Raw genomic sequence first — 23,171 nt, forward strand, 5'->3', positions numbered from 1 at the left:
CCCGTCCTTCGCCACCAGTTCCCGCGCCCGCTCGAGCGGCTCGCGGGCCACCCACGACCCCAGGTCGAAGTCCGCGGCGAGGAATCCGTGCGTGTAGAGGAACTGCTTCTGGATCCCGATCAGCTCGACCCGCTCGTCCGACAGCGACGGGTGCAGGTCCTTGTGGAAGTCCGCGCCGTAGGCGGCGACGACGCCGTCGGGACCGGAGGAGGTCTCGCGCTGCAGCACCTCGCGCACCCGGTCGAGGTTTCCCGCCGCCCAGTCCGCGGCGCGCAGCGACTGCGCGAGGAAGTTCACGACCAGTTCCGGCCGCGACTCGAGCAGGTCCGCGTGCACGGTGATCGGCCGCGGGGTGCCGTTGTTGACCCGCAACCGCTTGGCCTCGGTGGCGTCCAGGTCCACCGCGACCCGCAGCCCGTGCTCGCGGGCCACCTCCTGGGCGCGGGCGCCCTTGACGTAGATCGCGTCCACCTCGCCGCGCAGCAGCTCGTCCACACCCCAGGTCGTGACGCGCTGGTTGTCGCGAACGGCGGTGCGCACCTGCGGGTTCCGCTCGACCTCCACCTCGACGGCGGTGACGTCGGCGAGGGTGAGCCCGCCGAGGCGCAGCGCGGCGGCGAAGCCGTGCAGGGCCATGGCGCGCGGGAAGCTGCGCGCCTGGTCCTGCGCCCAGGCGGGGACGCCGATCCGCAGGCCCGCCAGGTCGGCCGCGCCGGCGACCGCGCTGTCGGGACCGACGAGGACGGCCTGCGCCTCGTCGATCCAGGTCAGTCCGATCAGCCGGGTCGGCGAACCCTGGGCCCTGGCCGCGATGGCGGGCACGTTGCCGCCCTCGCGGACCAGGCCGAGCAGCTGGTGGTCGAAGTGGCGGACGGCCAGCTCGGGGCCGGCGTCCTGCAGCACGCCGAGGCTGACGCCCGCATCCTCGGCGGCCTCGCCGAGCCAGCCGAGGCTGAGCGCGAGGCCGCTCGCGGTGGGCACCGGGCAGCGGGTGTACCAGAGGGTGTCGACGGCGGTATCGGAAATAGCAGTCATCGGTGCTCCTGGGTGGTTGTGGAAGAACTGGTTCGGCCGACGCCGAGTTCGGCGAGGAAGGCGGCGCGGTAGCGGAGGGACTCGGGGTCGGTGCGGTCGCGGGGACGGGCGAGGTCGATGTCGACGTCCACCGCGAACCGGCCCTCGTTGAGGATCAGCACCCGGTCGGCGAGGCGAACGGCCTCGTCGACGTCGTGCGTGACGAGCAGCACCGCGGGCCGGTGCCGGGCCACCAGGTCGCCGACCAGGTCCTGCATCTGCAGGCGGGTCAGCGCGTCGAGCGCGGCGAACGGCTCGTCGAGCAGCAGCAGTTCCGGCTCCCGGACCAGCGCCCTGGCCAACGCGACGCGCTGCGCCTCGCCGCCGGACAGAGTGGCCGGCCACTGCCGGGCCTTGGCCTCGAGATTCACCTCGGCCAACGCCTCCGCCGCACGGGCCTTGTTCTCCGCGGTGCGCCGCTGCCCGACCGTCACGTTGGCCAGCACCCGCTTGGACGGGATCAGCCGCGGCTCCTGGTAGACCGTCGTCCGCTGACCTGGCACCAGAACCTTTCCGGCGTCGGCCTTCTCGAGTCCGGTGAGCAGGCGCAGCAGCGTCGTCTTGCCGGTGCCGCTCGGCCCGAGCAGCACCACGAACTCGCCCCGGTGAATCTCGAGGTCCACCCCACCCAGCACGGTCTTGTCGCCGAAGGCCTTGCGCAGTCCCGTGATCGAGACGGCGACCGGTTCCCCGGCGCGACGGGCGCTTGCGGTCGTGGCGGTCCGCTCGCGGGTGTCCAGGGGCGGAAGCGGGGCGCTCACCGGACCGCCGCCTGTGCCCGCCAGGGCATCGCGAACTTCTCGATGATCCGCACGACGCCGTCGAAGATCAGGCCGAGCACCGCGTACAGCACCACGCACAGCACCATGTAGTCGGTGCGGTTGTACTCCTGCGCGAGGGTGACGAGGTAGCCGATGCCCTCGCGGGTGCCGACCTGCTCGGCCGCGATCAGTCCGGTGATGGAGATCGAGAGGCAGATCCGCAGCGCCATCAGCACGCCCGGCAGGGCCGCGGGCAGGATCGCCCCGAACACCAGCCGGGGGCCGCGGAGGCCGAAACTCTGCGCGGCCTCGACCATCTTGCGGTCCACGTTGCGGACGCCGAGGTAGGTGTACGCGTACATCGGGCCGACCGTGGCGACCGTGATGAGCAGCACCTTGAACGTCTCGTCGATGCCGAACCAGGCGATGAACAGCGGTACCAGCGCGAGGAACGGGATGGCCCGGTTGATCTGCATGGTCGAGTCGATGAGTTCCTCACCGAGGCTGGACAATCCGGAGAGGACGCCGAGGAGCAGTCCGATCAGCACGCCGAACAGCACCCCGAGCGCGGCCCGCTTGAAGGAGGCGATGGAGAAGTCGACGAGCTGCCCGGTCTGGTACAGCTCGACGAACGCGCTCCACACCTTCGGCGGTCCGGCGAGGATCTCCTCGGGAATCAGTCCGGTGGCCGAGCCGATCCACCACGCCGCGACGATCAGCGCCGGCACCAGGAACCGCAGCGGCACCGAGACCCAGCGCGGCCGGCGACGGCCCGCCCGGTACCGCGGCTCCTCGAGTTCGAGGGTCTCGGTTCCGGCGGAACGGGTGTCCCGCCTCCGGGGCGGGGCCAGCAGGGCCACGTCAGCTCCCCTGGGTGGGCGCCGACTGGACCTGTCCCGACGTGTTCAGCTTCGACTGCAGCGGGTAGAAGACGTCCTGTGCGGTGATCGCGCGGGTGGTCACCCCGTTCTGGAAGAAGAGGTCGGCGACCTCCTGCAGGTCGGCGGCGTCGGCGTCGGTCGGGTAGTGCGGTACCGATGCGCGGCGGCCGAGATCGACGGCCCGCGCCAGCCGGTCACCGGAGAGCGCTCGCGGGCCGGCCTTCTCGAAGACGTTCTGGAAGTCCTCCGGGTTGCTGCGCTGACGCTCGGTCAGCTGCTGCAGCGTCTCGAGGTACTTCGCGGCGACGTCGGGTCGCTTGTCGAGCACCTCCGTGCGGAAGGCCACGATGGTGTTGTCCTTCGAGTCGATGCTCGCCTCGGTGGCGATCTCGACGCCGCCGCGCGCCTTCGCCTCCTGGTAGGGGTCGTTGAACGAGGCCCAGGCGTCGACCTGGCCGGTGGAGAAGGCCGAGGCGGCGTCCGACGGCTGCAGCGGCACCCGCTCGACCTTGTCGAACGGAACGTCTGCCTTCCGCAACGCCTTGAGGGTGATGTACTCACCCTTGCCGGCGGGGTTGACCGCGATGCGCTTGCCGACGAGGTCCTTGACCTCCTTCACGCCGGAGCCGGGCGAGGCGATGATGCCGGACTGGTCCTGGTCGACCGGGTCGGCGACCGCGATGATCCGCACGCCGACGTCCTTGGACAGCGCGCCGACGACCGGGCTGTAGGCGCCGCCGGAGACGTCGAGCTGACCGGCGTTGAACAGCTTGAGGTTCGCGCTGAACGCCGGCGGCGCGTTGACCCACTCGACCTTCGCGCCGAGCGGGGCGAGCGCCTTGTCGAAGGTGCCGTCCCGCTTGGCGACCGCGAGCGGTCCGGCGTTGCCCCCGTCGGTGACCTTGAGGACGAAGGTGGGTTCGCCGCCGGCCGCGGCCGCGCTCGTGTCGTCTCCGCCGGAGCCGCATGCGGCAACCAGCGCGACGACGGGAAGGATCGCGAGCGCGGCGCGCGCTCGGGGCAGTCGGCGGATGCGGGACATGTTCGGGACTCCTGTCGAAGGACGTGACGTTCAGTGCCCCAAACCTAGAGTTCGCAATCCCTACCGACTAGCTATAGTTTTCCGTTGATTGGAAAGCTTGACAGATCGTCGGCGCGGTGATGACGACCGTCAGGCCGGCTGCAGAGTCCCCGCGTCCGCCGTCGCTCGGTGTGCCTCCCACAGCCGCGCGTAGTGACCCCCACGCGCCAGCAGCTCGGTGTGGGAGCCGGCCTCGAGAACTCGCCCCTCGCCCATCACGACGATCCGGTCGGCCCTCGACGCGGTCCGGAGCCGGTGCGCGATCAGCAGCGTCGTCCGCCCGCGGGCGAGCAGCTCGAGCGCCGCCTGCACCTGCCGTTCCGCCGCCAGGTCCACGTTCGCGGTGGCCTCGTCGAGCACCAGCATCGCCGGGTCGATCAACTCGGCGCGAGCCAGGCACACCAGCTGCCGCTGGCCCGCCGACAGCGACCGCGCACCCACTCCGACCGGGGTCCGATAGCCCAGCGGCAGCGCCGCGATCGCCTCGTGCGCCCCGACCGCCCGCGCCGCCCGCTCGACGTCGAGGTCGGCGGCACCGGGCCTGCCGAGCGCGATGTTCGAGGCGATCGTGCCGGCGAACAGGAACGGTTCCTGCGGCACGTAGCCCACCCGGGAGCGGTAGTCGTGCAGGTCGAGACCGTCGAGCCGGTGCCCGTCGATCGCGATGGCCCCCGCGGTCGGGTCGTAGAACCGCAACGCCAGCTTCGCGAAGGTGGACTTGCCGGCGCCGGTGGTGCCGACCAGTGCGACGGTCTCCCCCGGCGCGATCGTCAGGTCCACCCCGCGCACCGCCGGGGCGCCGCCCGGATATTCGAATCGCACGTCCTCGAAACGCAGTTCGCCCTCGAGCCGCTGCAGCCGCCGCGGGGACGCGGGGGGCGAGACGGACGGACGCGCGCGGAGGAACTCGCCGATGCGGCGCAGCGACACCTGGGCCTGGATCCACTGGTCCGCCGCGATGGACAGCTGCTGCATCGGCGCGAAGAACTGGTCGACGTACAGCAGCGCGGCGACGAGGACGCCGGTGGTCAGGCTGCCCGCGCCGAGCAGTCGTGCACCGAGCACCAGCACAGCCGCCTTGGCGATCGTGGCCAGCAGGTTCATGAACGGGAAGAACACGCAGACGTAGAGCATCGATCGGCGACGTGAATCCCGGTAGCGCACAGACCCTTCCGCGAACGACTGCTGATTTCGCTCCTGCCTGCCGTGCGCCTGGGTGATCCGGATTCCGGTGATGTGCTCGGCCAGCTGCGCGCTGAGCGCGGAGACGTTCGCGCGGGCCTCGAGATACGCCGAGCGCGAGGCCCGCAGGAACACCCACACGGCGATCGCCAGCACCGGCAGCACCGCCAGCACCGCGCAGGCCAGCCGCCAGTCCACCGCCACCAGCACGACGAGCACACCGATGCAGGTGGTCAGGCTCACCAGCGAGGTCACCAGCCCCTGCTGCAGCAGCTGGTTCAGCGCCTCGATGTCCGTGGTCAGTCGGGTCAGTGTGCGCCCGGACGCAGTCCGCTCGTAGTAGTCGAGCGAGAGCTTCTGCAGGTGCGCGAACACCCGCAGCCGCAGGCCGTACAGGATCCGCTCGGCGGTCCGGGCCGTCTGGAACTCCATGGCCCAGGCGTTGATCCAGGACACCGACTGCACCACCAGGTACCCGGCGCACGCGAGGGTGAGCGCCGCCGCGGAACCGGCGGTGACGCCGTCGTCGAGACCGAACCGGAAGATCAGCGGGCCGACGAGCGCGCCGCCGGCGTCGATCCCGACCAGCAGCGCACACACCGCGAGCGCCGTCGCGAACGGCGCCAGCAGCCTGCCGAACGTGAAAGGCCGGGGATCGTCGGGACGGGCCGCGTCGGGCTCGCCATGCGGCCCGGGCAGTGCGCGGATGCCGTCACGCAGCGGGTCCGCGAGCGCGTCGAGCTGCCGTCCGCTCATCCCCGCCGCGGCGCCGATCCGGGCCAGCAACACCGGGTCGCCGTCGTCGTGTGCGGGCGGCGGCGGCCAGGCCGCCGGGTCGACAGCCTCGCTCGGCCGGCCCGGGACGTGGACCCGATCCGACTCCGGGCCCAGCATCAGCTCGCGGAACATCGGCGAGCTGTCGAGCAGCTCCGCCCGCGTGCCGTCGGCGACCACCGCGCCGCGATCGAGCACGACCACCCGGTCGGCGAGGTTCACGGTCGAGGGCCGGTGCGCGACGAGGATCGTGGTGCGTCCGCGCATCAGCGTCTCGAGGCCTGCGTAGATGTCGGACTCGGTGCGGGCGTCGACGGCGGAGGTCGCGTCGTCGAGGATCAGCACCTGCGGGTCGGCCAGGAAGGCCCGGGCCAGCGCGATCCGCTGCCGCTGGCCGCCGGACAGGCTCAGCCCGCGTTCGCCGGCGAGGGTGTCGTAACCGTCGGGCAGGCCGACGACGAACCCGTGCGCGCAGGCCGCGGTCGCCGCCGCGATCACCTCGGCCTCGGTGGCGTCGGGCCGGGCGAAGGCGATGTTGTCGCGGATGGTTCCGGAGAACAGGTAGCTGTCGTCGAAGACGAGGGTGACCGCCGCGCGCACCGACCGCAGGCTCACCCCGCGCAGGTCGTGCCCGCCGAGCGCGACCGCTCCGGCGTCCGGGTCGTAGAACCGGCCGAGCAGCATCGCCAGCGCGGTCTTGCCGGAACCGGACGGTCCGACCAACGCGACCCGCTCGCCCGGCTCGATCCGCAGGTCGACCCCGCGCAGGACCGGGTGGTCGCCGTAGCCGAATCCGACCCCGCGCAGCTCGACCGCGCCGACCGGCGCCGGGAGGGCGGGGGCGCCCGGTTCGTCGACGAGGTCGGGTTGCGTGTCGAGCAGCGCGAACACCCGCCCGGCCCCCGCGCGGGCGGCCTGGGTCGTGGCGATCATCCCGGCCAGCAACCGGATCGGGACGATCAGCTGGATCAGGTACGACGCGAAGGCCAGGAAGACCCCGACGGTGATGTCGCCGTGCAGGGCGAGGGCGCCCCCGAGCGCGAGGACAGCGAGCTGCCCGAACATCGGGACGGCGGCCATCGCCGCGCCGCCTCGCGCCGAGATCCGCGCGGTGCGCAGCCGCGACCGGAACAGGGCGCGGGCTCGGGCGGCGAACCGATCCTGCTGCGCGCCCTCCTGCGCGAACGCCTTCACCACCCGCACCCCGGCGATGTTCTCCTCGGCCGCGCTGGCGACCTGCCCGGCCAGCAGCTGGTCGCTGAACGAGGCGGGGAACAGTCGTGCGCGCAGTCGGTAGGTCAGCCAGCCGAGCAGCGGCACACACACCGCGACCACCGCCGACAGCACGGGCGAGAGCCAGAGCATGACGGTGAGCGCGACCGCCAGCAGGCTGAGGTTCGCGACCAGCAGCGGCACCTGAGACAGGAACAGCTGCACCAGATTCAGGTCCGAGACCGCACGGGAGAGGACGTCACCCGGGGCGATCCGGTCGTGCCTGCGCGCGTCGAGCAGGTGCACGTGTCGATGCAGTTGCACGCGCAGGTCGTGCTCGACGTCGACGGCCACGCGGCTGCCGAGATAGCGACGGACGGCGTGCGCGACGAAGGTGACCGCCCCGACCGCGACCAGCGCGATCACCCACGGCGTCAGCGGTCGCGTACCCGCGACGATCGCGTCGTCCACGATGATCTGCTGCATCAGCGGGATCAGCGCCAGCACGCCCTGTCCCGCGAGTGCCAGCCCCAGCGCCCACCAGGTCGCGCCGGCGTAGGGCCGCAGGTAGGGGGCGAGCCTTCGGAGCCAGCCCGCGTTCTCAGTCATTGCCACTCCCACTCGGGCGCCACCTTTCCAAATAATGGAAAGCGACTGTAGCAACGCTCTGCTTCGGTTGTGTTAGCGTCGCTCGCGTGGACTCCCCAGGCGTGCAGACCGTCGCCCGAGCACTGTCGGTACTCGGCTGCTTCCGCGGCGGCGACGAGCTCGGCGTCTCCGAGGTCGCCCGCCGGCAGGGTCTCGCGGTGAGCACCACCCACCGACTGCTCAGCGCACTGGTCGAAGCGGGGTTCCTCGACAAGGACGCCGAGTCCAGCCGGTACCGGCTCGGCGGCGCGCTCGCCGAGTACGGACAGATCGCGTACCGGCAGCACCGGATCTACCTCGCCGAACCGCATCTCGAGCAACTCGCCACCACCACCGGCGCCAGCGCGTCCATCGCCACCCGGTACGGCAACGACGCGGTGCTGCTCGGCACCAGCCGCTGGCGCGAGGCCGAGGGGCACCAACTGCAGGGTGTCCGGCTACCGCTGCACGCGAGCGCCCTGGGCAAGGCGCTGCTCGCCTGGTCCGAGACCACCGACGACGAGCTGGGCCGACTGTCCTACGAAACCGGTACCGCGCGTTCGGTTCCCGGGCCCGAGGAGCTCGGCAAGGAGCTGGCGCTGACCCGCGAGCGCGGCTACGCCTTCAACGACGAGGAGCTCGCGCCGGGCTTCCGCACCATCGGGGTGCCCGTACTCGGGGCCGGCGGCTGCGCCCGGTTCGCGCTCGGGCTGCGCGGTCCGGTGGATCTCATGATCGACGAACGGATCCCCTTCTTCGTCGAGCTGGCCAAGGTGACGGCCCGCGAGATCGCCACCGTCATGCGCTGACGCGCAGCCGCATCAGCAGAGTGCGTGGCTGAGCAGTGCCAGCGTGTCGACCGGCTGAGGGGGTGCCTGGGTGACCGTGATCGTCACCGCCCGACCGTCGGCCGTGGCGCCCGCGACGGTGTGGAACCCGGCGATGTCCCCCGAGTGCCCCCAGTAGTCCTTGCCGCAGGACAGTCGCGCCGACATCAGGCCGAGACCGTACGACATCCCCGGCTCGCTCATCGGAACCGTGGTGCTCATGGCGGTCCAGGCCGCGGGCGAGACGAGCCGGCCCTGGACCAGTGCCCGCAGGAAGGTGCCGAGGTCCGCGCCGCTCGAGACCATGGCGCCCGCGGTCCACGGTCCCGACGGCTCCGACCGGGTCACGTCGAGCACCCGATCACCGTCCCGCTCGTAGCCGTGCGGGTGCCGACCGCGGATCTCCGCCTCGCCCGGTCCGGGCAGGTAGGTGTCCGTCAGCTCGAGCGGGTCGGTGATTCGGCGGGCGAGCTCCTGCTCGACCCGGTTCCCGGTGACGCGCTCGATCAACATCCCGGCCACGAGATAGTTGGTGTTCGTGTACTCCATCCGCGCGCCGGGCGCGAACTTGGCGGGCTTGCGGGTCGCCATCGCCAGCAGGTCGGGGGGCGTGAATCGCTCGCCGCTGCCGAAGTAGGTCTGTTCGATCCGGGGGTCGTCCGCGTACTCGGGCAGACCGCTGGTGTGCTGGAGCACCTGGCGGACCGTGATCGCCTTCGGGTCAACGCCTTCCGCTGCGATCACACCGGGCAGATAGCGGTCGACCGGCGCGTCGAGGTCTACCTTCCCCTCGTCGACGAGCTGCAGCACGATCGTCGCCATGAACGTCTTGGTGACACTGCCGATCCGCACCTGGGCACCCTCCGGTATCGCCTCCCGGGTGGTTCGATCGCCCACCCCGCTGCGGAGCTCGAGCGCGTGGTCGTCCTTCGCCAGCGACGCGATCGCGCCGCCGACGATCTGCCTCGTGAGCCCGTCCAGGTCCCCCTGCACCGACGTGCGATCGGGAAATGCGCTGACCACCACCGGAGTCGACGAAGCCGAGCACCCGGAGACCAACAGCAGCGCGGCGCCGATCACGAGCACAACGGTTCTCATGGCCCGAGCCTAGGTCGTCGTCGACTCCGTCACATCCGGGCAAACCCTGAACCTCCACCCCGAGACGGTGTGCCGGGCAGCATCATTCGACGCCGTCAGTCGAGCGGAACGAGCGCCTTCTGCGCCGCCGGCCAGAACGGCAGACCCGCGAAGAAGGTTGCGCCCGCGGCGATGACGCCGACCGCCGCATCCACGCTGGTGCGCCCCTCCTTCGCCCAGTACACGTCCTCGAGGTCCAGCAGCAGCGCCAGTTCGTCCACGATCAGCGCGCCGCCGGACCCGTAGGCGAGCGCGACGGCGGGATGTCGGCGATTCTTCTCCGAACCCCTGATCGCGACGGCACCCACCCCCGCGAGCAGCGCGATTCCGATGTTGTAGTGGTGGAAGTGCCTTCCCCCCAGGCTCATCCCACCGCCCTTCGGTCCGTGCCCGGCTCGGATCCAGTGGGTGAGGGCGCGGACCGACACGAACGTGGTGGTGAAGGCACCCCACGAGATCACCGCCGACTGCTCGCTCGGGTCGAGCCGGGAGTGCCATTCGTGACGCAAGCGCGCCCATCGGGTGCTGCCGTGACCGATCCCGTACGACCGTGAATCGCTGTGCTCGGACATGGCTCCAGACTAGGTGCCGTCACGCCCGCAGGTAGGCAAGCACGGCGAGCACCCTCCGATGGCCCGCGTCCGACGCCGACAGCCCGAGCTTGGCGAAGATGTTGCCGATGTGTTTGCTCACCGCGGTCTCGCTCACCACCAGGCGGGCGGCGATCGTCGCATTGTCGAGGCCCTCGGCCATCAGGCCGAGCACCTCCGACTCGCGCGGGGTGAGCGACCGGATGGGGTCGTCGGCCCGACGCCTGCTCATCAGCTGCGAGATCACCTCGGGGTCCATCACGGTGCCGCCCGCCGCGACCCGGCGCAGCGCGTCGGTGAACTCGGCGACCCGCCCGACGCGTTCCTTGAGCAGGTAGCCCAGGCCGTTCGCGCCGTCCGCGAGCAGCCCGCTGGCGTACCGGTCCTCCACGTACGCCGAGAGCACCAGCACGGGGAACCCGGGCCGGCGGCGGCGCGCCTCCGTCGCGGCGCGCAGGCCCTCGTTGCTGAACGTGGGCGGCATCCTGACGTCGAGAACCGCGGCGTCGGCGGAGTCGAGGATCTCGAGGAAGGCCTCCGCGTTGTCCACCGCGGCGACGACGTCGAATCCCTCCCCCCGCAGCAGCAGCGCGAGGCCCTCCCGCAGCAGCGCATCGTCCTCCGCGATCACGACCCGCACGGCAACTCCACTCTCAACGTCGTCGGCCCGCCGACCGGGCTCAGCAATGCGACCGTTCCCTCGAACGCCTGTGTGCGACGCCGTATCCCGGACAGTCCGCCGCCGTCCCGCTCGAGTGCGCCGCCGCTCCCGTCGTCGACGATCTCGATGGCGAGCACCTGACCGGCACTCGCCACGGTACTGCGCACCGTGATCGTGACGTGCGTCGCGCCGCTGTGCTTGACCACGTTCGTCAGCGCCTCCGCGACCACGAAGTACGCCGCGGACTCCACCGCGGCTGGCGCCCGCACCAACCCGTCGACGTCCAGCACGCACGGCACCGGACACCGGCCGGCCAGTGCGGACAGCGCGCCGTCGAGACCGAGTTCGTCGAGGATGGGCGGATAGATGTCGTGCACCACGGTGCGCAGGCTCGCGAGCGCGTCGGAGGCCGCCTCCTGCGCCCGAAGCAGCTGCGGCAGGGCCTGTTCCGGGTTCACCGTCAGCGACCGCTCCGCCAGCCCGAGCATCATCACCACCCCGACGAGCCGGTTCTGTGCACCGTCGTGCAGATCGCGTTCGATGCGCCGCAACTCCGCCGCGTGCGCGTCGAGGGCCGCGGCGCGGCTCGCGGTCAGCTCGCTCACCCGCGCGGCCAACTCCGATTCCCGGCCGGGGGCGAGCAGCCTTCTCGCAACGGACGATTCGGCGCGCGCCATCGCCGGGGTGAGCCAGAGGGCGAGCGCCGCGTACGCGACCCCGACTAACGGCATCGCCGCGGCGGTGGACCAGGACGTCACCGGGAAGGGGTTGGACACCGGCTGGTCGGCCGGCATCGCCTGCCAGTACGCGGGGACCAACAGCGCGTTCACCGCCGCGGCCGGCAGTCCGACCGCCAGGAGCCCCGCAACCGGCGCCAGCAGGGCGTGCAGGCCGACCCACCCCGCGTCACGGCGGGTAGAGGGCGTGGTCACCAGTCGACGCAGGTCGCCGAACGTCGGGTTGGCCGGTATCGGCGGATAGTGTTCCGGCACCGTCTCGCCCAGGTACCTGCCGACGTGCATCCGGGCCCGGCCGGTCCACCACCGCAGCACCCGCACCGCCCACGGCGTGACGAACAAGCCCGGTCCGAGCACGGTGAAGACGACCAGCACGATGCCGACCGGCACCAGAGCCATCGACACCATGCCCGCGACGCCCTCGACGACCAGGAACACCGCGGCACGCCACCACGCACCGAGCCTTCCCCTGAACGTCATGCCCCCAGCATGCCGCACGACCCGGCCGCCGGGGATACAGCCAGCTATACCCCGAATCGGGTAGCGCACTGGATCGTCTCGCCTGGCCGACGTCCATAGCGTTCGATGACATGCAGACACGAACCGCGGCCCCCACCCTCACTCCCCCGGCCACCGCCGTCCGCCTCGACGCCGTCACCAAGACCTACGGTTCCGGGGCCGCCCGCGTCACGGCCCTGCGCGGCGTCGACCTCACCCTGGCCCGTGGCTCGTTCACCGCGGTGATGGGCCCGTCCGGATCCGGCAAGAGCACCTTCCTGCACTGTGCGGCCGGCCTCGACCGCCCGACGAGCGGATCGGTCTGGCTCGGCGGGACCGACATCTCGCGACTGAAGCCGAAGGCGCTCACGACGTTCCGGCGCGACCACGTGGGCTTCGTCTTCCAGGCCTACAACCTGCTGCCCGCGCTGACGGTGGAACAGAACGTCACGCTGCCGCTGCTGCTGGCCGGCCGGGAGCCCGACCGCGGCTGGCTCGACTTCGTCGTCGGTGCGGTCGGCCTGGCGGACCTGCGCGGACGCAAGCCTGCGGAGATGTCCGGCGGCCAGCAGCAGCGGGTCGCCATCGCGCGGGCCCTGGTGACCCGGCCCGACGCCGTCTTCGCGGACGAACCGACCGGCGCGCTCGACTCCCGGACCGGCAGGCAGGTCCTCGACCTGCTGCGCCGGACGGCCGTGGACCTCGAGCAGACCGTGGTGATGGTCACCCACGACCCGGTGGCCGCCGCGCACGCGGACCGGGTGGTGTTCGTCGCCGACGGCGCCTTCGTCGGCCACCTCGACCGCCCGACCCCGCAGCAGGTCGCCGACCACATGACCCACCTCGGGGAGTGGTGAGCATGAGATCACTTGCCAGGGCAGGTATCCGCGAGCACCGCGGCGGCTTCGTCGGCATGTTCGTCGCGGTGCTGTGCGCGGCGATGTTGGTCACCGGACTGGGGGTGCTGATCGAGTCCGGCGTCCGTGGCGGGATCGGGCCGCAGCGCTACGCCGGTGCCGACGTCGTCGTCGGCGCCCGCCAGAGTCTCGACGTCGAGGAGGACTTCGACCGCCCCTTCCCGGAACGTGCGCCCCTGTCCGCTGGCACGGTCGCCGAACTGGCGGCGCTGCCGGGTGTCGCGAGCGCGGTGCCCGACCGGACGGTGCCGCTGACCTGGTCGGGCCACCCCGTCGAGGCGCACGGCTGGACGTCGGCGGCGTTGACTCCGTACGAGATCCGCGAGGGCCGGGCCCCGAGCGGTCCGGGAGAGGTGGTCGTCGATACGCTTCGGCCTGCCCGGATCGGGGATCGGATCTCGCTGGCGCACGGCGGAATCGGTGACGACTACACCGTCGTGGGCATCGCCGCGGCCCGGGCCGGCGCCACCCCGGACCGGTCCGCGCACGTCTTCCTCACCGATGCACGGGCCGCGGCGCTCGCGCCGCACCCGGACGCCGTGGACGCGGTCGGGGTCGACGCGGCGGACGGGACGACCGCGGCGGCGCTTGCCGGCCAGATCCGGCGCGCCTTCCCCGACCTCGACGTGTACACCGGGCCGAGTCGGGGGGACGCCGAGTTCCTCGACTCCGGCAGCGCTCGAAACGAACTGGTTCAGCTCGGCACGGCGTTCGCCGGCACCGCGGTGCTGATCGCGATGTTCGTCGTCGCGACCACGCTGTCGCTGACGATCGCACAGCGCCGACGCGAGTTCGCCCTGCTGCGCGCGGTCGGCGCCACCCCGGCGCAGATCCATCGTCTGGTGGGCCGGGAGGTGCTGCTGGTCGGCGGTGTCGCCGCCCTGACGGGCACGGTCCCCGGGTACCTGCTCGCCGGTCTCCTGAGGGCACGCTTTGCCGCGGTCGGGTTGCTGCCGCACGACTTCGCGCTCGCCTACAGCCCGCTGCCGGCCGTCGTCGCCGTGGCGGCAAGCCTGCTCACCGCCCGGATCGCCGCCGCGATCGCGGCGCGGCGCCCGGCGCGAATCAACCCGGTCGAAGCACTGCAGGAGGCGGCCACCACGCCGTCGACACTCGGTCGCGGCCGGACGGTCACCGGCGTGGCGCTGGGCGCCGTCGGGCTCGGCTCGTCGATGGTGCCGGTGTTCCTGCACGGACCTGCCGCTGTCGCCGGCGCCGCGAGTTCGGCTGTACTGCTGATGATCTCGGTCGGCCTGCTCGGACCGCGCCTGGTCGCGGGTGCGGTGTCGGTGATCGGCGTCCCGCTGCGCCGCTCGGGACGCGCCTCCCTGTTCCTGGCGGCCGCGAACACGAGCGGCAATGCCCGCCGGCTGGCGTCCGCGATCACGCCACTGGCCCTCGCGATCGGGCTCGGTTCGGTACAGATCTTCGCGCAGTCCACGGTCGCCGCCGAGGCCACCCACCAGTCCCGGCAGGGCGTGACGGCCGACTTCCTCGTCGCCGCACCGGGTTCGGGCCTGTCCCCCGCCCTGGCGGAGTCACTGTCCGCGCTTCCCGGTGTGCTGGCCGCGAATCCAGTGGCCCGCAGCCAGGCGTTGTTCACCCGCTCGACCGGCGACAGTTCGACGACCGAGACGTACGCACTGCAGGGTGTGGATCCGGCGGCCACGCCGGACACCCTGGACCTGGAGGTCGTCGCCGGCAGCCTCGACGGGCTCCGGGCGCCGAACACCGTGGCACTGAGCACCGACGCCGCGCAGACCACGGGGTCCCGCGTCGGCGAGACCGTCGACCTGCACCTCGGCGACGGCACCCCGGTCACCGCGACCGTCGTCGCCACGTACGGACGCGGGCTCGGTTTCGGCGACCTCACCATGTCGAACGAGACGGTGCGGGCGCACACCACCAGCGGGCTCGACGACTCGATCCTGGTGCGGGCGCAGCCCGGCCGCACCGGCGAGGTCGGAGAGCAGTTGGCGGCGGCCGGGCTCGTCGTCGCGGATCGCGCCGCCCTGGGTGCCGCGGGCGAGGACGAACGCGACGCGCAGTCGTGGACCAGCCTGATCGCGCTGTCCGTACTGCTCGGCTACCTCGCAGTCGCGGTGGTGAACACGCTGGTGATGGCCACCGCCGACCGCGCTCGCGAGTTCACGCTGCTGCACCTGATCGGCGCCGGCCCGCGACAGGTCCGGGCGATGATGCGCGCCGAGGCGGTGATCGTCGTGACGATCGCGGCGGTGGTCGGCACCCTGATCGCCCTGCCGCCCCTGGTGGGCGTGAGCATCGGAGTCTCCGGCCGGCCCGTGCCGACGATCTCGCCGGCCGTCTACGGCGCGATCATCGGCGTCACCGTGCTGCTGGGCGTGCTGGCCATCTCCGTGCCGACCCGAACGGCGATGCGTCGAACCTGAAGAGCCATTGACAGCACGCTGTCAATGTGACAGCGTGCTGTCTATGACCGAAACAGTGCACGTCGCCGCATACGACACCCTCGCGGACTGGGAGGTCGGCTACGCCACCGCCCACATCAACAGGCCGCTCTTCCACAAGACGCCCGGCCGCTTCGCCACCGCCACGGTCGGCGCGAGCACCGAGCCGATAACGACGATGGGCGGCATGAAGGTGCTTCCCGACGTTGCGCTCGCCGACCTGGACCCACGCGAGAGCGCAATGCTGATCCTGCCGGGCAACGACATCTGGAACACCGAGCAGTTCGTGCCCTGGACGGAGAAGGCGCGCGAGTTCCTGGCGGCGGGTGTGCCGGTCGCCGCGATCTGCGGCGCCACCGGCGGGCTCGCACTCGCCGGACTGCTCGACGATCGGGACCACACCAGCAACGCCGCCGAGTTCCTGGCCGCGACCGGCTACTCGGGAGCCGAGCGCTACCGCGACGAACCCGCCGTCGACGACCGCGGCCTGATCACCGCCAGCGGGATCGCTCCGGTCGAGTTCGCGCGGGCGATCCTCGCGCGCCTCGAGGTGTTCGAGCCGAGCGTGCTCGAGTCGTGGTTCAAGCTCTACCGCCACCAGGATCCGGCCGGCTTCTACGAGCTCATGACGTCCTGATGGCCACCGACGAGCAACACCTGCTCAGCGGCGCCGCGCTGACCTCGTTCAAGCTCAACGGCCAGTTCCTCGACGTCGCCGCGCAACTGGCCCGGCCGGCCGGGATCACCGCCGCGTGGTGGCAGGTGCTCGGCGCGGTGCTGCACGACCCGCTGCCCGTCGCCGGGATCGCACGCGAGATGGGCATCACCCGGCAGAGCGTGCAGCGCATCGCCGACCTGCTCGTCGAGCGCGGGCTCGCCGAGTACCGCGAGAACCCGGCGCACCGTCGCGCCAAGCTGGTTGCCGCGACCGACCACGGTCTGGCGGCGGTCGCCGAGATCAACCCCGGGCACGCCGATTTCGCCCGGCGCCTCGCCGAGGCGATGGGTCGCGAGGAGTTGTCCCGGGCGCTCGCGTCGATGACCGCGCTGTCGGAGGCGCTGGACGTGCTGGCCGGACAGCTCCCCGCACCCGACTGACCGGTCGGCACACCGCCGATCGGACGGTCCCCGAGCCGGGTGCCCCCGCCGCCGCTCCCAGCGCGTCGGCAAGTGCCCTCGCCTGCACCCGTGACTCAGGTCAAGAAGGCGACGAGTGCTTCGGCGAGCGTCCGGCGGGCGACGTCGAGCTCCGAGGTGAAGCCGAGCTGGCGCTCGTTGCTGAGGCCTCGCACGGCCGCCGGGAGCAGGCATCGCACCTGATGCAGCTTGACCGGGTCGAGGTCGAGGCCGTCCATCAGGTAGTCGAAGCCCTGAATCCAGTCGTTCTCGCGGGCGGCGAAGGCCGCTGCCGTCCTCGGGTACTCGGCGGCAATGTCCGAACGTCGCGGGGGCAGCCAGGTGCGGAGCGCGGTGAGCGCCCGCCCCTCGGTCGTGTCGAGGTAGGTCCACACGGAGTCGATGGCTCCCTCGACCCGCTCGCGCAGTGAACCGGTCCGCGCGGGCCACGGACCCGGGATCTCGACCCAGCTGCGGGCGTGGATCTCGGTGACGACGGCGACCCACAGGCCGTCCAGGTCACCGAACTGGTGCTGGACCGTGCCCCAGGTGACGCCGGCCTCCTTGGCGACCCGATTCGCGGAGATCGGCTCGCTGCCGCTGTCCGCCAGGCAGGCGATGGCCACGTCGAGCAGCCGTGCCCGGGTCTCGAGGCCGCGCTTGTTCAGCCGCGTACCGGCGGCCGACAGCGTGACCGGGGTCGGGACGGCCACCCGCCACTGCTCCAGCGCCCGGGCCGCCTGCGGGGACTCGCTCGTCATGACCGGCAGGTCCTCGACATGCGAACCGCGCCAGTTCCCGACGTTGCTGACAATCTCGGTCCGTCCTACGTGTTGGGTGCGCGCAAGACCGGGAGCAAGGCCCCCGGTCTTGCGCACAGTTTACCGGCGGCCGCTCAGGCGAACCGTCCCGCATTCGCCGCGACGGCCCGTCGCAGCGTCGGTCGATCGGCGCGGTACGCCGCCACGACGGGCGCGAGCTCCTGCGGGCTCGCCCCGTGCATGATGACCGAGTGCACGCCCAGGTCGAACTGCCGGGCGATGGTTTTCGCACAGTTCTCGGGCGATCCCGAGGCCGCCGACGCCAACCATTCGTCAGGCATCAAGGCGTCGAGCTGCTCCAGCGTCTCGACCGATGCACTCGCGTCGATGGGACCCACGGCTGCCGCGTTCGTGAAGAGCTCGGTCTCGCGGATCCGCTCCCACACGGCGGGGTCCCAGCCGTTCGCGCGGATCAGGACGTCGGCATAGGCCTGCAGGTAGGTGACGAGCCGCCCGGCCCGGCGGCGCAGCCGATCCTCCTCCGCGAGGGTGTCGCTGACCGTCGCCAGGCAGGCCCAGATCCGCACGCTGTCCGGGTCCTTGCCCGCCCGCTCGGCACCGCGACGCACGGCCTCGACCGACGCGACCGTCGCCTCGTCCGAGAAGAAGGTGTGCAGGATGACGTAGTCGCAGATCTCGCCTGCGAGTTCCATCGTCTTGGGACCGACCGCGACCATGCCGATCGGCGGCGCGTCCGCCAACCCGTTCACGTGGCGCAGCACCGGCCACTTCCCCGCCGGCCCATCGTGATTGAGGATGGTCTCGCCGTCCCACAGGCGACGCAGAATGCCGATGAAGTCGCGCAGCCGGGCCTCGGTCACCACCGGAAGACCGATGGCCTGCCAGTAGGCACCCATTCCTCGGCCGAACGCCATGGAGAAACGCCCCTCGGTCAGCGCGTGCATCGTCGATCCCACGGTCGCGGTGACGGTGGGGTGCCGGGTGTGGTGGTTGGTCGACGGGGCGATACCCAGGTTGGTCGTGGCACCGGCCAGCGCGCCGGACAGCACCGCGGCGTCCTTCACGGTGAAGCGCTCTCCGACATGACAGGAGCCCAGGCCGAGCTCTTCCGCCGCCCGCGCCTCGGGCAGCAGCACCCGCGCGTCTGCCGGGTGCCGGGTCACCGCGTAATAGCCGAGCTCGTTCAACTGCTCGCTCACGGGGCCGCCACCTCGAGACTGTCGAGGAGGCTCTCGAACAAGGGTCTGTGGTGCATCAATTCCTCGATGTCGTCTGGGCGTTCGGCCTCCCCGAAGTGGATGGCTCGCGCGCCGGTCCGCATGAAGAGGATTCCCCAGTTGACCGCGCTGTGGACGTGGTACCAGAGCAGGTCGCCGATCGGGGCGCCGGTGAGTTCGACGTACCGAGCCACCAGGTCCTCCTCGCGCATGAAGTCCGGCATGCCGGGCAGGCCGAAGCGGGTCGTCATCGACTCGAAGACCCGGTGCGCGAAGATCAACCAGGACAGGTCCAGCTCGCGCGGGCCGATGCTCGCCATCTCCCAGTCCAGGACTCCGACCGGTTCGAAGTCGACGTACATCACGTTGCCGAGGCGGGCGTCCCCCCAGGTCAGCACCGCCTCGGCGGTGCGCGGCAGGGTGGACTCGAGCCAGCTCAGGGCGCGGTCGATCAGCGGTGAGCGCTCGAGGTCACGGACAGCGAACTCGTACCAGGCGCGCGTGCGGGCGAGGTTGCGCTGCAACGCGGTGGCGCCGGGGTGTTTCGGGTCGAGGAAGGCGAAGGTCTCGCCCGCCGCCGGGATCGCGTGCAGGCCCGCGAGAGCCTTCACGGTGCTGTCCTGCAGGCGCCGCTGGTCCTCCGGTGACGCGTCGAAGAGCCAGTTGCCGCCGAAGTTGTACGGCATCACGTCGGGCGGGACCACCCCGACAAGTCGGTCCATGAGGAAGAACGGCGCCCCCAGCACGTCACCCGTCGGCTCCATGAAACCCACCCGCGGCACGGGGACGTCGCTCGACTCTCCGATGATCCGCATCGTGTCGTACTGGTCCTGCAGCGCGTAGCTCTCGAGGACCGGGATGTCGTCGGCCGACGGCACAACGCGGGCCACGTACTCGGCGGTGCGCTGCTCGCCGTCCTCCCGCCAGGACGCGTCGAATACGAGAGTCTCGGAGGACATCCCGTTGGCGTCGATCCCGGAGTGCAGGGTGACGGTGGGCTCCGCGCCCGCGGGGAGCTTGGTGGCGAGCCATCCGGCCAAGGCGGCCGGCACGACCGTCATGTCCCGGCTCGTTCGCTGCATCCTCATGTCGTCCGGCGGCTGAGCGTTCGTCACATTTCCTCCCAAGTGTTACCTGCGTTACACCGACGACGCCAACAGTCGGCCCCGGGAAAGCCATTGTCAATGAACCCTCTCAAAGAATGGGAGCGCGAAGTTCGCCGGAGCCTGTGCCCCCGCGGAAATTCGGTCGCGCCCGACCGAAGTGCGCTGTTAGCGTCGAATGACTGCCACCCCGACCCGAAGGACCGAATCCGTGACCGCGCCGACGGTAACCCCGACCCGACGCCGAGCCCCGCTGGTCCTGATCAACCTGGCCACCCTCCTGTCGGCAACCGGCAACGGCATCACCATCGTCGCGCTGCCCTGGCTGGTGTTGCAGCAGACCGGTCGGGCCACCGACGCGGCGATCGTCGCCGGCGCCGCCACCCTGCCGTTGCTGCTCTCGAGCCTGTTCTCCGGCACGGTGGTCGACCGGTTCGGCCGCCGTCGCACCTCCCTGGTCTCGGACGCGCTGTCGGGGATCTCGGTCGCGCTGATTCCGCTGATGGCGGCGACGGCGGGGCTGTCGGTGCCGCTGCTCGCGGTGCTCGCCGCGCTCGGGGCCGCCTTCGACCCCGCCGGCATCGCCGCCCGCGAGTCGATGCTGCCCGCCGCGACGAAGGACGCCGGCTGGTCCCTGGACCGGGTCAACAGCCTGTACGAGGCGAACTACAACGTCGCGTACCTGATCGGCCCCGGCGTCGGCGGTGTCCTCATCGCGAGCGTCGGCGCGGTGAACACCCTGTGGGTGACCTCGGCCTGCTTCGCCGCCTCGATCGTCACGATCGCGTTCCTGCGGCTCGAGGGCGCCGGCCTGCCGGACCACCGGACCCGGCCCGAGTCCATGTGGTCCGGCACCCTCGAGGGCCTGAAGTTCGTGTGGCACAACCGATTGCTGCGCACCCTCGCCCTCGTCGACATGGCCGTCGTCGCGCTGTACATGCCCGTCGAGAGCGTCCTGTTCCCGACCTACTTCACCGAGCTCGGGCAGCCGGCGCAGCTCGGGTGGGTGCTGATGGCGATGGCCGTCGGCGGAGTCGTCGGGGCACTCGCCTACGGCGTGCTCGCCGCCCGCGTGCGGCGCCGAACGCTGATGCTGCTGGCGATGTCGGCCCTCGGCGCGTGCATGGTCGGCATGGCGTTCCTGCCACCGCTGTGGGTGACGTTGACTCTCGCACTGATGGTCGGGCTGGTGTTCGGCCCGGTCGGACCGATCGCGAACTACGCCATGCAGACCCGCAGTCCCGAGCACATGCGCGGAAGGGTGGTCGGGGTGATGACGTCCACCGCGTACGCCGCCGGGCCGCTCGGCTACCTGCTGGCGGGACCGCTGATCGACGCCGTCGGCATCGAGGCCACCTTCTTCGTGCTGGCGATCCCGGTGTGCGTGATCGCCGCGGTCTGCTTCGGACTGCCCGCCCTGCGGGAACTGGACGCACGCGATGTCGATCCGGAGGAGGCTCGTTCGTTTACAGGGTGAGAGTCCCCCCGCGCCGCGCCGGGACGTCGTCACAGGAGGAAGACCATGCCGCACTACCTGCTCAGCGTGTACCAGCCCGACGGACCAGTGCCCGAGCCGGCGGAACTGGCAGCGATCACCGAGAACCTCGACGCCCTCAACGAGGAGATGCGGACGGCGGGCGCGTGGGTGTTCGCGGGTGGGCTGCATCCGCCCAGCACCGCCACCGTCCTGCGCGCTCGCGGCGACGACGTCCTGACGACGGACGGACCGTTCATCGAGGGCAAGGAGCATCTCGGCGGCTTCACCATCGTCGACGCCGCGGACCTCGACGCGGCCCTCGAGTGGGGCCGCAAGCTCACTCGAGCGACCACTCTCCCGATCGAGGTCCGCCCCTTCCAGGGTTGACGCCGATGACCGCGACCGGTTCACAGATCGATGCGGTCTTCCGCCGCGAGTACGGCCGCGCGGTCGCGGTCCTGGTCGGCCGTTTCGGCGACATCGACCTCGCCGAGGAGGCCGTTCAGGACGCGTTCGCCGAGGCGACGGCGCGGTGGCCGGCGACGGGACTGCCACCGAGCCCGGCCGGCTGGATCGTCACCACCGCCCGCAATCGGGCGATCGACCGGCTGCGCCGGGAGTCGTCGCGGGTGGACCGGCAGGCCCGCGCCGTCCTCGAGAGCGCATTGCTCGACGAGACCGACGGAGACACCGCCCGAGAGGAGGGCGTCGTGCAAGACGACCGGCTGCGACTCGTCTTCACTTGCTGTCACCCCGCGCTGTCCGATGCGGCGCAGGTCGCGCTGACCCTGCGACTGCTCGGCGGCCTGACCACCGCGGAGATCGCCCGCGCGTTTCTCGTCCCGGAAGCGACGATGGCGCAGCGGCTGGTCCGCGCCAAGGGCAAGATCCGGGACGCGCGGATCCCCTACCGCGTCCCGAGCGAGGCCGACCTACCGGACCGGCTCCGCGGGGTACTGGCCGTGATCTACCTGATCTTCAACGAGGGCTACGCCGCCAGCGCCGGCGAGCGGCTGGTCCGCGACGACCTGTGCACCGAGGCGGTCCGGCTCGGCCGCATGTTGGCCGAGCTGATGCCCGACGAACCGGAGGCGGTGGGACTGCTCGCGTTGATGCTGTTCGCCGAGTCCCGGCGATCGGCGCGCGTCGGCGCGGACGGCGAACCGGTGCTACTCGCCGATCAGGACCGATCAGGCTGGGATCGGGATCGGATCGCCGAGGCGCAGGAGTTGGTGCGCCGATGCCTGCGTCGAAACCGCCCGGGGCCCTACCAGATTCAGGCGGCCATCGGCGCCGTGCACAGCGAAGCACCCACCGCGGCCGCGACCGACTGGCGGCAGATCGTCGTGCTGTACGACCACCTGCTCGCGGTCGCCCCGAGCCCGGTGGTCGCGCTCAACCGGGCGGTCGCGGTGGCGGAGGTCGACGGCCCCGGTCCGGCGCTCGAGCTGGTCGATGCGCTCGGTCTCGGCCGCTACCGCGTCTTCCACGCCGTGCGGGCAGACCTGCTCCGACGCCTCGGCCGCGAGGCCGACGCCCGACGGGCCTACGAGGCGGCCCTGGCGTTGGCCGACAACGCGGCCGAACGTCGGTTCCTTCGAGGACGCCTCGACGCCCGGGCATGAATCGGCTTCGCGGCAGTCAGCGCACGAGGACCAGGAGGAAGCCGCCGCCGCCCGGCTCGATCTTGGTGTCGAGGCTCAGCTCGGGCGCCAGCCGCGACAACCGGTCCAGCAGCCAGGCCGCCGCATCCTCGGCGTCGGACTTCGAGGGGCACCGCGCGACCGCGACCCGCCCCGGCTTGCGGGTGAGCTGTTCGACCACCCCGACGATCGGGGCGGGGTCGATCACGAAGAGCGCGTCCGACCACGGCACGACCGGCTTGATCGCACCCTTCTTGGTGTTGCACGCCCGATGCGCCAGCCGCTCCGGTCCGCCCTTGCCCTTCTTCGCGGCGAAGATGCTGTCGATGCTCGGGCCCCGCGGGTCGTTGACCGACATGTCCGGGTCGACCGGCTCGTCGCACAACCAGCAGCGCCACGATTCCCGTTCGCCGACCTCGTCCAGCTTGCTCATGCTCCTGACGCT

The 23,171-nt window shown here is 71.5% G+C and carries 21 protein-coding genes; 8 read left to right on the forward strand and 13 right to left on the reverse strand.

Annotation, left to right across the window (positions count from 1 at the left end; all coding sequences use genetic code 11):
• From ACFXGJ_RS13665 to ACFXGJ_RS13685, 5 genes are all read right to left on the reverse strand, one after another.
• Positions 1-1,035: ABC transporter substrate-binding protein (locus ACFXGJ_RS13665; RefSeq protein WP_378620460.1), on the reverse strand; the 1,035-nt coding region annotated here is incomplete at its 3' end.
• Positions 1,032-1,859 (reverse strand): ABC transporter ATP-binding protein, encoded by an 828-nt coding sequence (locus ACFXGJ_RS13670; protein WP_378620525.1) that lies wholly within the window; start codon positions 1,857-1,859, stop codon positions 1,032-1,034. The genes ACFXGJ_RS13665 and ACFXGJ_RS13670, both read right to left, overlap by 4 nt.
• Complete coding sequence (locus tag ACFXGJ_RS13675) at positions 1,832-2,689, reverse strand: ABC transporter permease (RefSeq protein ID WP_378620527.1); 858 nt, start codon at positions 2,687-2,689, stop codon at positions 1,832-1,834. The genes ACFXGJ_RS13670 and ACFXGJ_RS13675 overlap by 28 nt, the downstream gene beginning before the upstream one ends.
• Before the next feature lie 7 nt (positions 2,690-2,696).
• Positions 2,697-3,758, reverse strand: a complete 1,062-nt coding sequence (locus ACFXGJ_RS13680; RefSeq protein WP_378620463.1) for an NrtA/SsuA/CpmA family ABC transporter substrate-binding protein — start codon at positions 3,756-3,758, stop codon at positions 2,697-2,699.
• A gap of 129 nt (positions 3,759-3,887) precedes the next feature.
• Positions 3,888-7,574 carry an ABC transporter ATP-binding protein gene (locus ACFXGJ_RS13685; protein ID WP_378620465.1) on the reverse strand — a complete coding sequence of 1,229 codons (3,687 nt, stop codon included), beginning with the start codon at positions 7,572-7,574 and terminating at the stop codon, positions 3,888-3,890.
• A gap of 86 nt (positions 7,575-7,660) precedes the next feature.
• On the opposite strand from ACFXGJ_RS13685, the gene ACFXGJ_RS13690 reads away from it, so the two are divergent.
• Positions 7,661-8,401: an IclR family transcriptional regulator gene (locus tag ACFXGJ_RS13690; protein WP_378620468.1), complete on the forward strand. Its 741-nt coding sequence runs from the start codon at positions 7,661-7,663 to the stop codon at positions 8,399-8,401.
• A 12-nt stretch (positions 8,402-8,413) separates the two neighbouring features.
• Here ACFXGJ_RS13690 and ACFXGJ_RS13695 read toward each other — a convergent pair whose 3' ends face one another.
• The 4 genes from ACFXGJ_RS13695 to ACFXGJ_RS13710 form a co-directional block, all read right to left on the reverse strand.
• On the reverse strand, positions 8,414-9,517 hold the full coding sequence (locus ACFXGJ_RS13695; RefSeq protein WP_378620471.1) for a serine hydrolase domain-containing protein: 1,104 nt from the start codon (positions 9,515-9,517) through the stop codon (positions 8,414-8,416).
• Between the two features lie 95 nt (positions 9,518-9,612).
• The gene (locus ACFXGJ_RS13700; protein WP_378620473.1) at positions 9,613-10,128 is read right to left on the reverse strand and encodes a hypothetical protein; all 516 of its coding nucleotides are present in this window, start codon (positions 10,126-10,128) and stop codon (positions 9,613-9,615) included.
• Between the two features lie 19 nt (positions 10,129-10,147).
• The gene (locus tag ACFXGJ_RS13705; protein ID WP_378620476.1) at positions 10,148-10,786 is read right to left on the reverse strand and encodes a LuxR C-terminal-related transcriptional regulator; all 639 of its coding nucleotides are present in this window, start codon (positions 10,784-10,786) and stop codon (positions 10,148-10,150) included.
• On the reverse strand, positions 10,774-12,024 hold the full coding sequence (locus tag ACFXGJ_RS13710; RefSeq protein WP_378620479.1) for a sensor histidine kinase: 1,251 nt from the start codon (positions 12,022-12,024) through the stop codon (positions 10,774-10,776). Before ACFXGJ_RS13710 ends, ACFXGJ_RS13705 begins: the two co-directional genes overlap by 13 nt.
• A 110-nt stretch (positions 12,025-12,134) precedes the next feature.
• Between ACFXGJ_RS13710 and ACFXGJ_RS13715 the strand changes: the two genes are divergently transcribed.
• From ACFXGJ_RS13715 to ACFXGJ_RS13730, 4 genes are read left to right on the forward strand one after another with little or no spacing between them, the layout of a single operon-like run.
• Positions 12,135-12,899: an ABC transporter ATP-binding protein gene (locus ACFXGJ_RS13715; RefSeq protein ID WP_378620481.1), complete on the forward strand. Its 765-nt coding sequence runs from the start codon at positions 12,135-12,137 to the stop codon at positions 12,897-12,899.
• Positions 12,900-12,901: 2 nt separating this feature from the next.
• Positions 12,902-15,370: an FtsX-like permease family protein gene (locus tag ACFXGJ_RS13720; protein ID WP_378620484.1), complete on the forward strand. Its 2,469-nt coding sequence runs from the start codon at positions 12,902-12,904 to the stop codon at positions 15,368-15,370.
• A 43-nt stretch (positions 15,371-15,413) separates the two neighbouring features.
• The gene (locus ACFXGJ_RS13725; protein WP_378620487.1) at positions 15,414-16,025 is read left to right on the forward strand and encodes a DJ-1/PfpI family protein; all 612 of its coding nucleotides are present in this window, start codon (positions 15,414-15,416) and stop codon (positions 16,023-16,025) included.
• Positions 16,025-16,486, forward strand: coding sequence for a MarR family winged helix-turn-helix transcriptional regulator (locus ACFXGJ_RS13730; protein WP_378620489.1), 462 nt, complete (start codon positions 16,025-16,027; stop codon positions 16,484-16,486). Before ACFXGJ_RS13725 ends, ACFXGJ_RS13730 begins: the two co-directional genes overlap by 1 nt.
• A gap of 95 nt (positions 16,487-16,581) precedes the next feature.
• Here the strand turns inward: ACFXGJ_RS13730 and ACFXGJ_RS13735 are convergent, their stop codons facing one another.
• The 3 genes from ACFXGJ_RS13735 to ACFXGJ_RS13745 form a co-directional block, all read right to left on the reverse strand.
• Entirely contained in the window at positions 16,582-17,265 is a 684-nt protein-coding gene (locus ACFXGJ_RS13735) for a TetR/AcrR family transcriptional regulator (protein ID WP_378620492.1), read from the reverse strand.
• Positions 17,266-17,399: 134 nt separating this feature from the next.
• Complete coding sequence (locus ACFXGJ_RS13740) at positions 17,400-18,485, reverse strand: TIGR03857 family LLM class F420-dependent oxidoreductase (protein ID WP_378620495.1); 1,086 nt, start codon at positions 18,483-18,485, stop codon at positions 17,400-17,402.
• Complete coding sequence (locus ACFXGJ_RS13745; protein ID WP_378620499.1) at positions 18,482-19,564, reverse strand: phosphotransferase family protein; 1,083 nt, start codon at positions 19,562-19,564, stop codon at positions 18,482-18,484. Before ACFXGJ_RS13745 ends, ACFXGJ_RS13740 begins: the two co-directional genes overlap by 4 nt.
• Positions 19,565-19,784: 220 nt before the next feature.
• On the opposite strand from ACFXGJ_RS13745, the gene ACFXGJ_RS13750 reads away from it, so the two are divergent.
• The 3 genes from ACFXGJ_RS13750 to ACFXGJ_RS13760 are packed head-to-tail and all read left to right on the forward strand — an operon-like array spanning position 19,785 to position 22,708.
• Positions 19,785-21,083 (forward strand): MFS transporter, encoded by a 1,299-nt coding sequence (locus ACFXGJ_RS13750; protein WP_378620502.1) that lies wholly within the window; start codon positions 19,785-19,787, stop codon positions 21,081-21,083.
• Positions 21,084-21,128: 45 nt separating this feature from the next.
• Positions 21,129-21,470: a YciI family protein gene (locus ACFXGJ_RS13755; RefSeq protein ID WP_378620505.1), complete on the forward strand. Its 342-nt coding sequence runs from the start codon at positions 21,129-21,131 to the stop codon at positions 21,468-21,470.
• A 5-nt stretch (positions 21,471-21,475) separates the two neighbouring features.
• A complete protein-coding gene (locus ACFXGJ_RS13760; protein WP_378620508.1) occupies positions 21,476-22,708 on the forward strand; it encodes an RNA polymerase sigma factor in 1,233 nt (410 codons plus the stop codon).
• Positions 22,709-22,724: 16 nt separating this feature from the next.
• Here the strand turns inward: ACFXGJ_RS13760 and ACFXGJ_RS13765 are convergent, their stop codons facing one another.
• Complete coding sequence (locus ACFXGJ_RS13765) at positions 22,725-23,159, reverse strand: hypothetical protein (protein WP_378620510.1); 435 nt, start codon at positions 23,157-23,159, stop codon at positions 22,725-22,727.
• Positions 23,160-23,171 lie beyond the last annotated feature (12 nt).

The organism is Rhodococcus sp. NPDC059234 (assembly GCF_042754225.1).
In the GTDB taxonomy this organism is placed as follows: Bacteria; Actinomycetota; Actinomycetes; order Mycobacteriales; family Mycobacteriaceae; genus Rhodococcus_G.

What these genes read in the sequence shown, in the direction of transcription:
- ACFXGJ_RS13765 (WP_378620510.1), bottom strand. Translation starts at nt 23,159, where the DNA reads ATGAGCAAGCTGGACGAGGTCGGCGAACGGGAATCGTGGCGCTGCTGG.
- ACFXGJ_RS13735 (WP_378620492.1), bottom strand. Translation starts at nt 17,265, where the DNA reads ATGACGAGCGAGTCCCCGCAGGCGGCCCGGGCGCTGGAGCAGTGGCGG.
- ACFXGJ_RS13715 (WP_378620481.1), top strand. Translation starts at nt 12,135, where the DNA reads ATGCAGACACGAACCGCGGCCCCCACCCTCACTCCCCCGGCCACCGCC.
- ACFXGJ_RS13725 (WP_378620487.1), top strand. Translation starts at nt 15,414, where the DNA reads ATGACCGAAACAGTGCACGTCGCCGCATACGACACCCTCGCGGACTGG.
- ACFXGJ_RS13745 (WP_378620499.1), bottom strand. Translation starts at nt 19,564, where the DNA reads ATGACGGTCGTGCCGGCCGCCTTGGCCGGATGGCTCGCCACCAAGCTC.
- ACFXGJ_RS13695 (WP_378620471.1), bottom strand. Translation starts at nt 9,517, where the DNA reads ATGAGAACCGTTGTGCTCGTGATCGGCGCCGCGCTGCTGTTGGTCTCC.
- ACFXGJ_RS13680 (WP_378620463.1), bottom strand. Translation starts at nt 3,758, where the DNA reads ATGTCCCGCATCCGCCGACTGCCCCGAGCGCGCGCCGCGCTCGCGATC.
- ACFXGJ_RS13700 (WP_378620473.1), bottom strand. Translation starts at nt 10,128, where the DNA reads ATGTCCGAGCACAGCGATTCACGGTCGTACGGGATCGGTCACGGCAGC.
- ACFXGJ_RS13710 (WP_378620479.1), bottom strand. Translation starts at nt 12,024, where the DNA reads ATGACGTTCAGGGGAAGGCTCGGTGCGTGGTGGCGTGCCGCGGTGTTC.
- ACFXGJ_RS13730 (WP_378620489.1), top strand. Translation starts at nt 16,025, where the DNA reads ATGGCCACCGACGAGCAACACCTGCTCAGCGGCGCCGCGCTGACCTCG.
- ACFXGJ_RS13755 (WP_378620505.1), top strand. Translation starts at nt 21,129, where the DNA reads ATGCCGCACTACCTGCTCAGCGTGTACCAGCCCGACGGACCAGTGCCC.
- ACFXGJ_RS13720 (WP_378620484.1), top strand. Translation starts at nt 12,902, where the DNA reads ATGAGATCACTTGCCAGGGCAGGTATCCGCGAGCACCGCGGCGGCTTC.
- ACFXGJ_RS13760 (WP_378620508.1), top strand. Translation starts at nt 21,476, where the DNA reads ATGACCGCGACCGGTTCACAGATCGATGCGGTCTTCCGCCGCGAGTAC.
- ACFXGJ_RS13750 (WP_378620502.1), top strand. Translation starts at nt 19,785, where the DNA reads ATGACTGCCACCCCGACCCGAAGGACCGAATCCGTGACCGCGCCGACG.
- ACFXGJ_RS13685 (WP_378620465.1), bottom strand. Translation starts at nt 7,574, where the DNA reads ATGACTGAGAACGCGGGCTGGCTCCGAAGGCTCGCCCCCTACCTGCGG.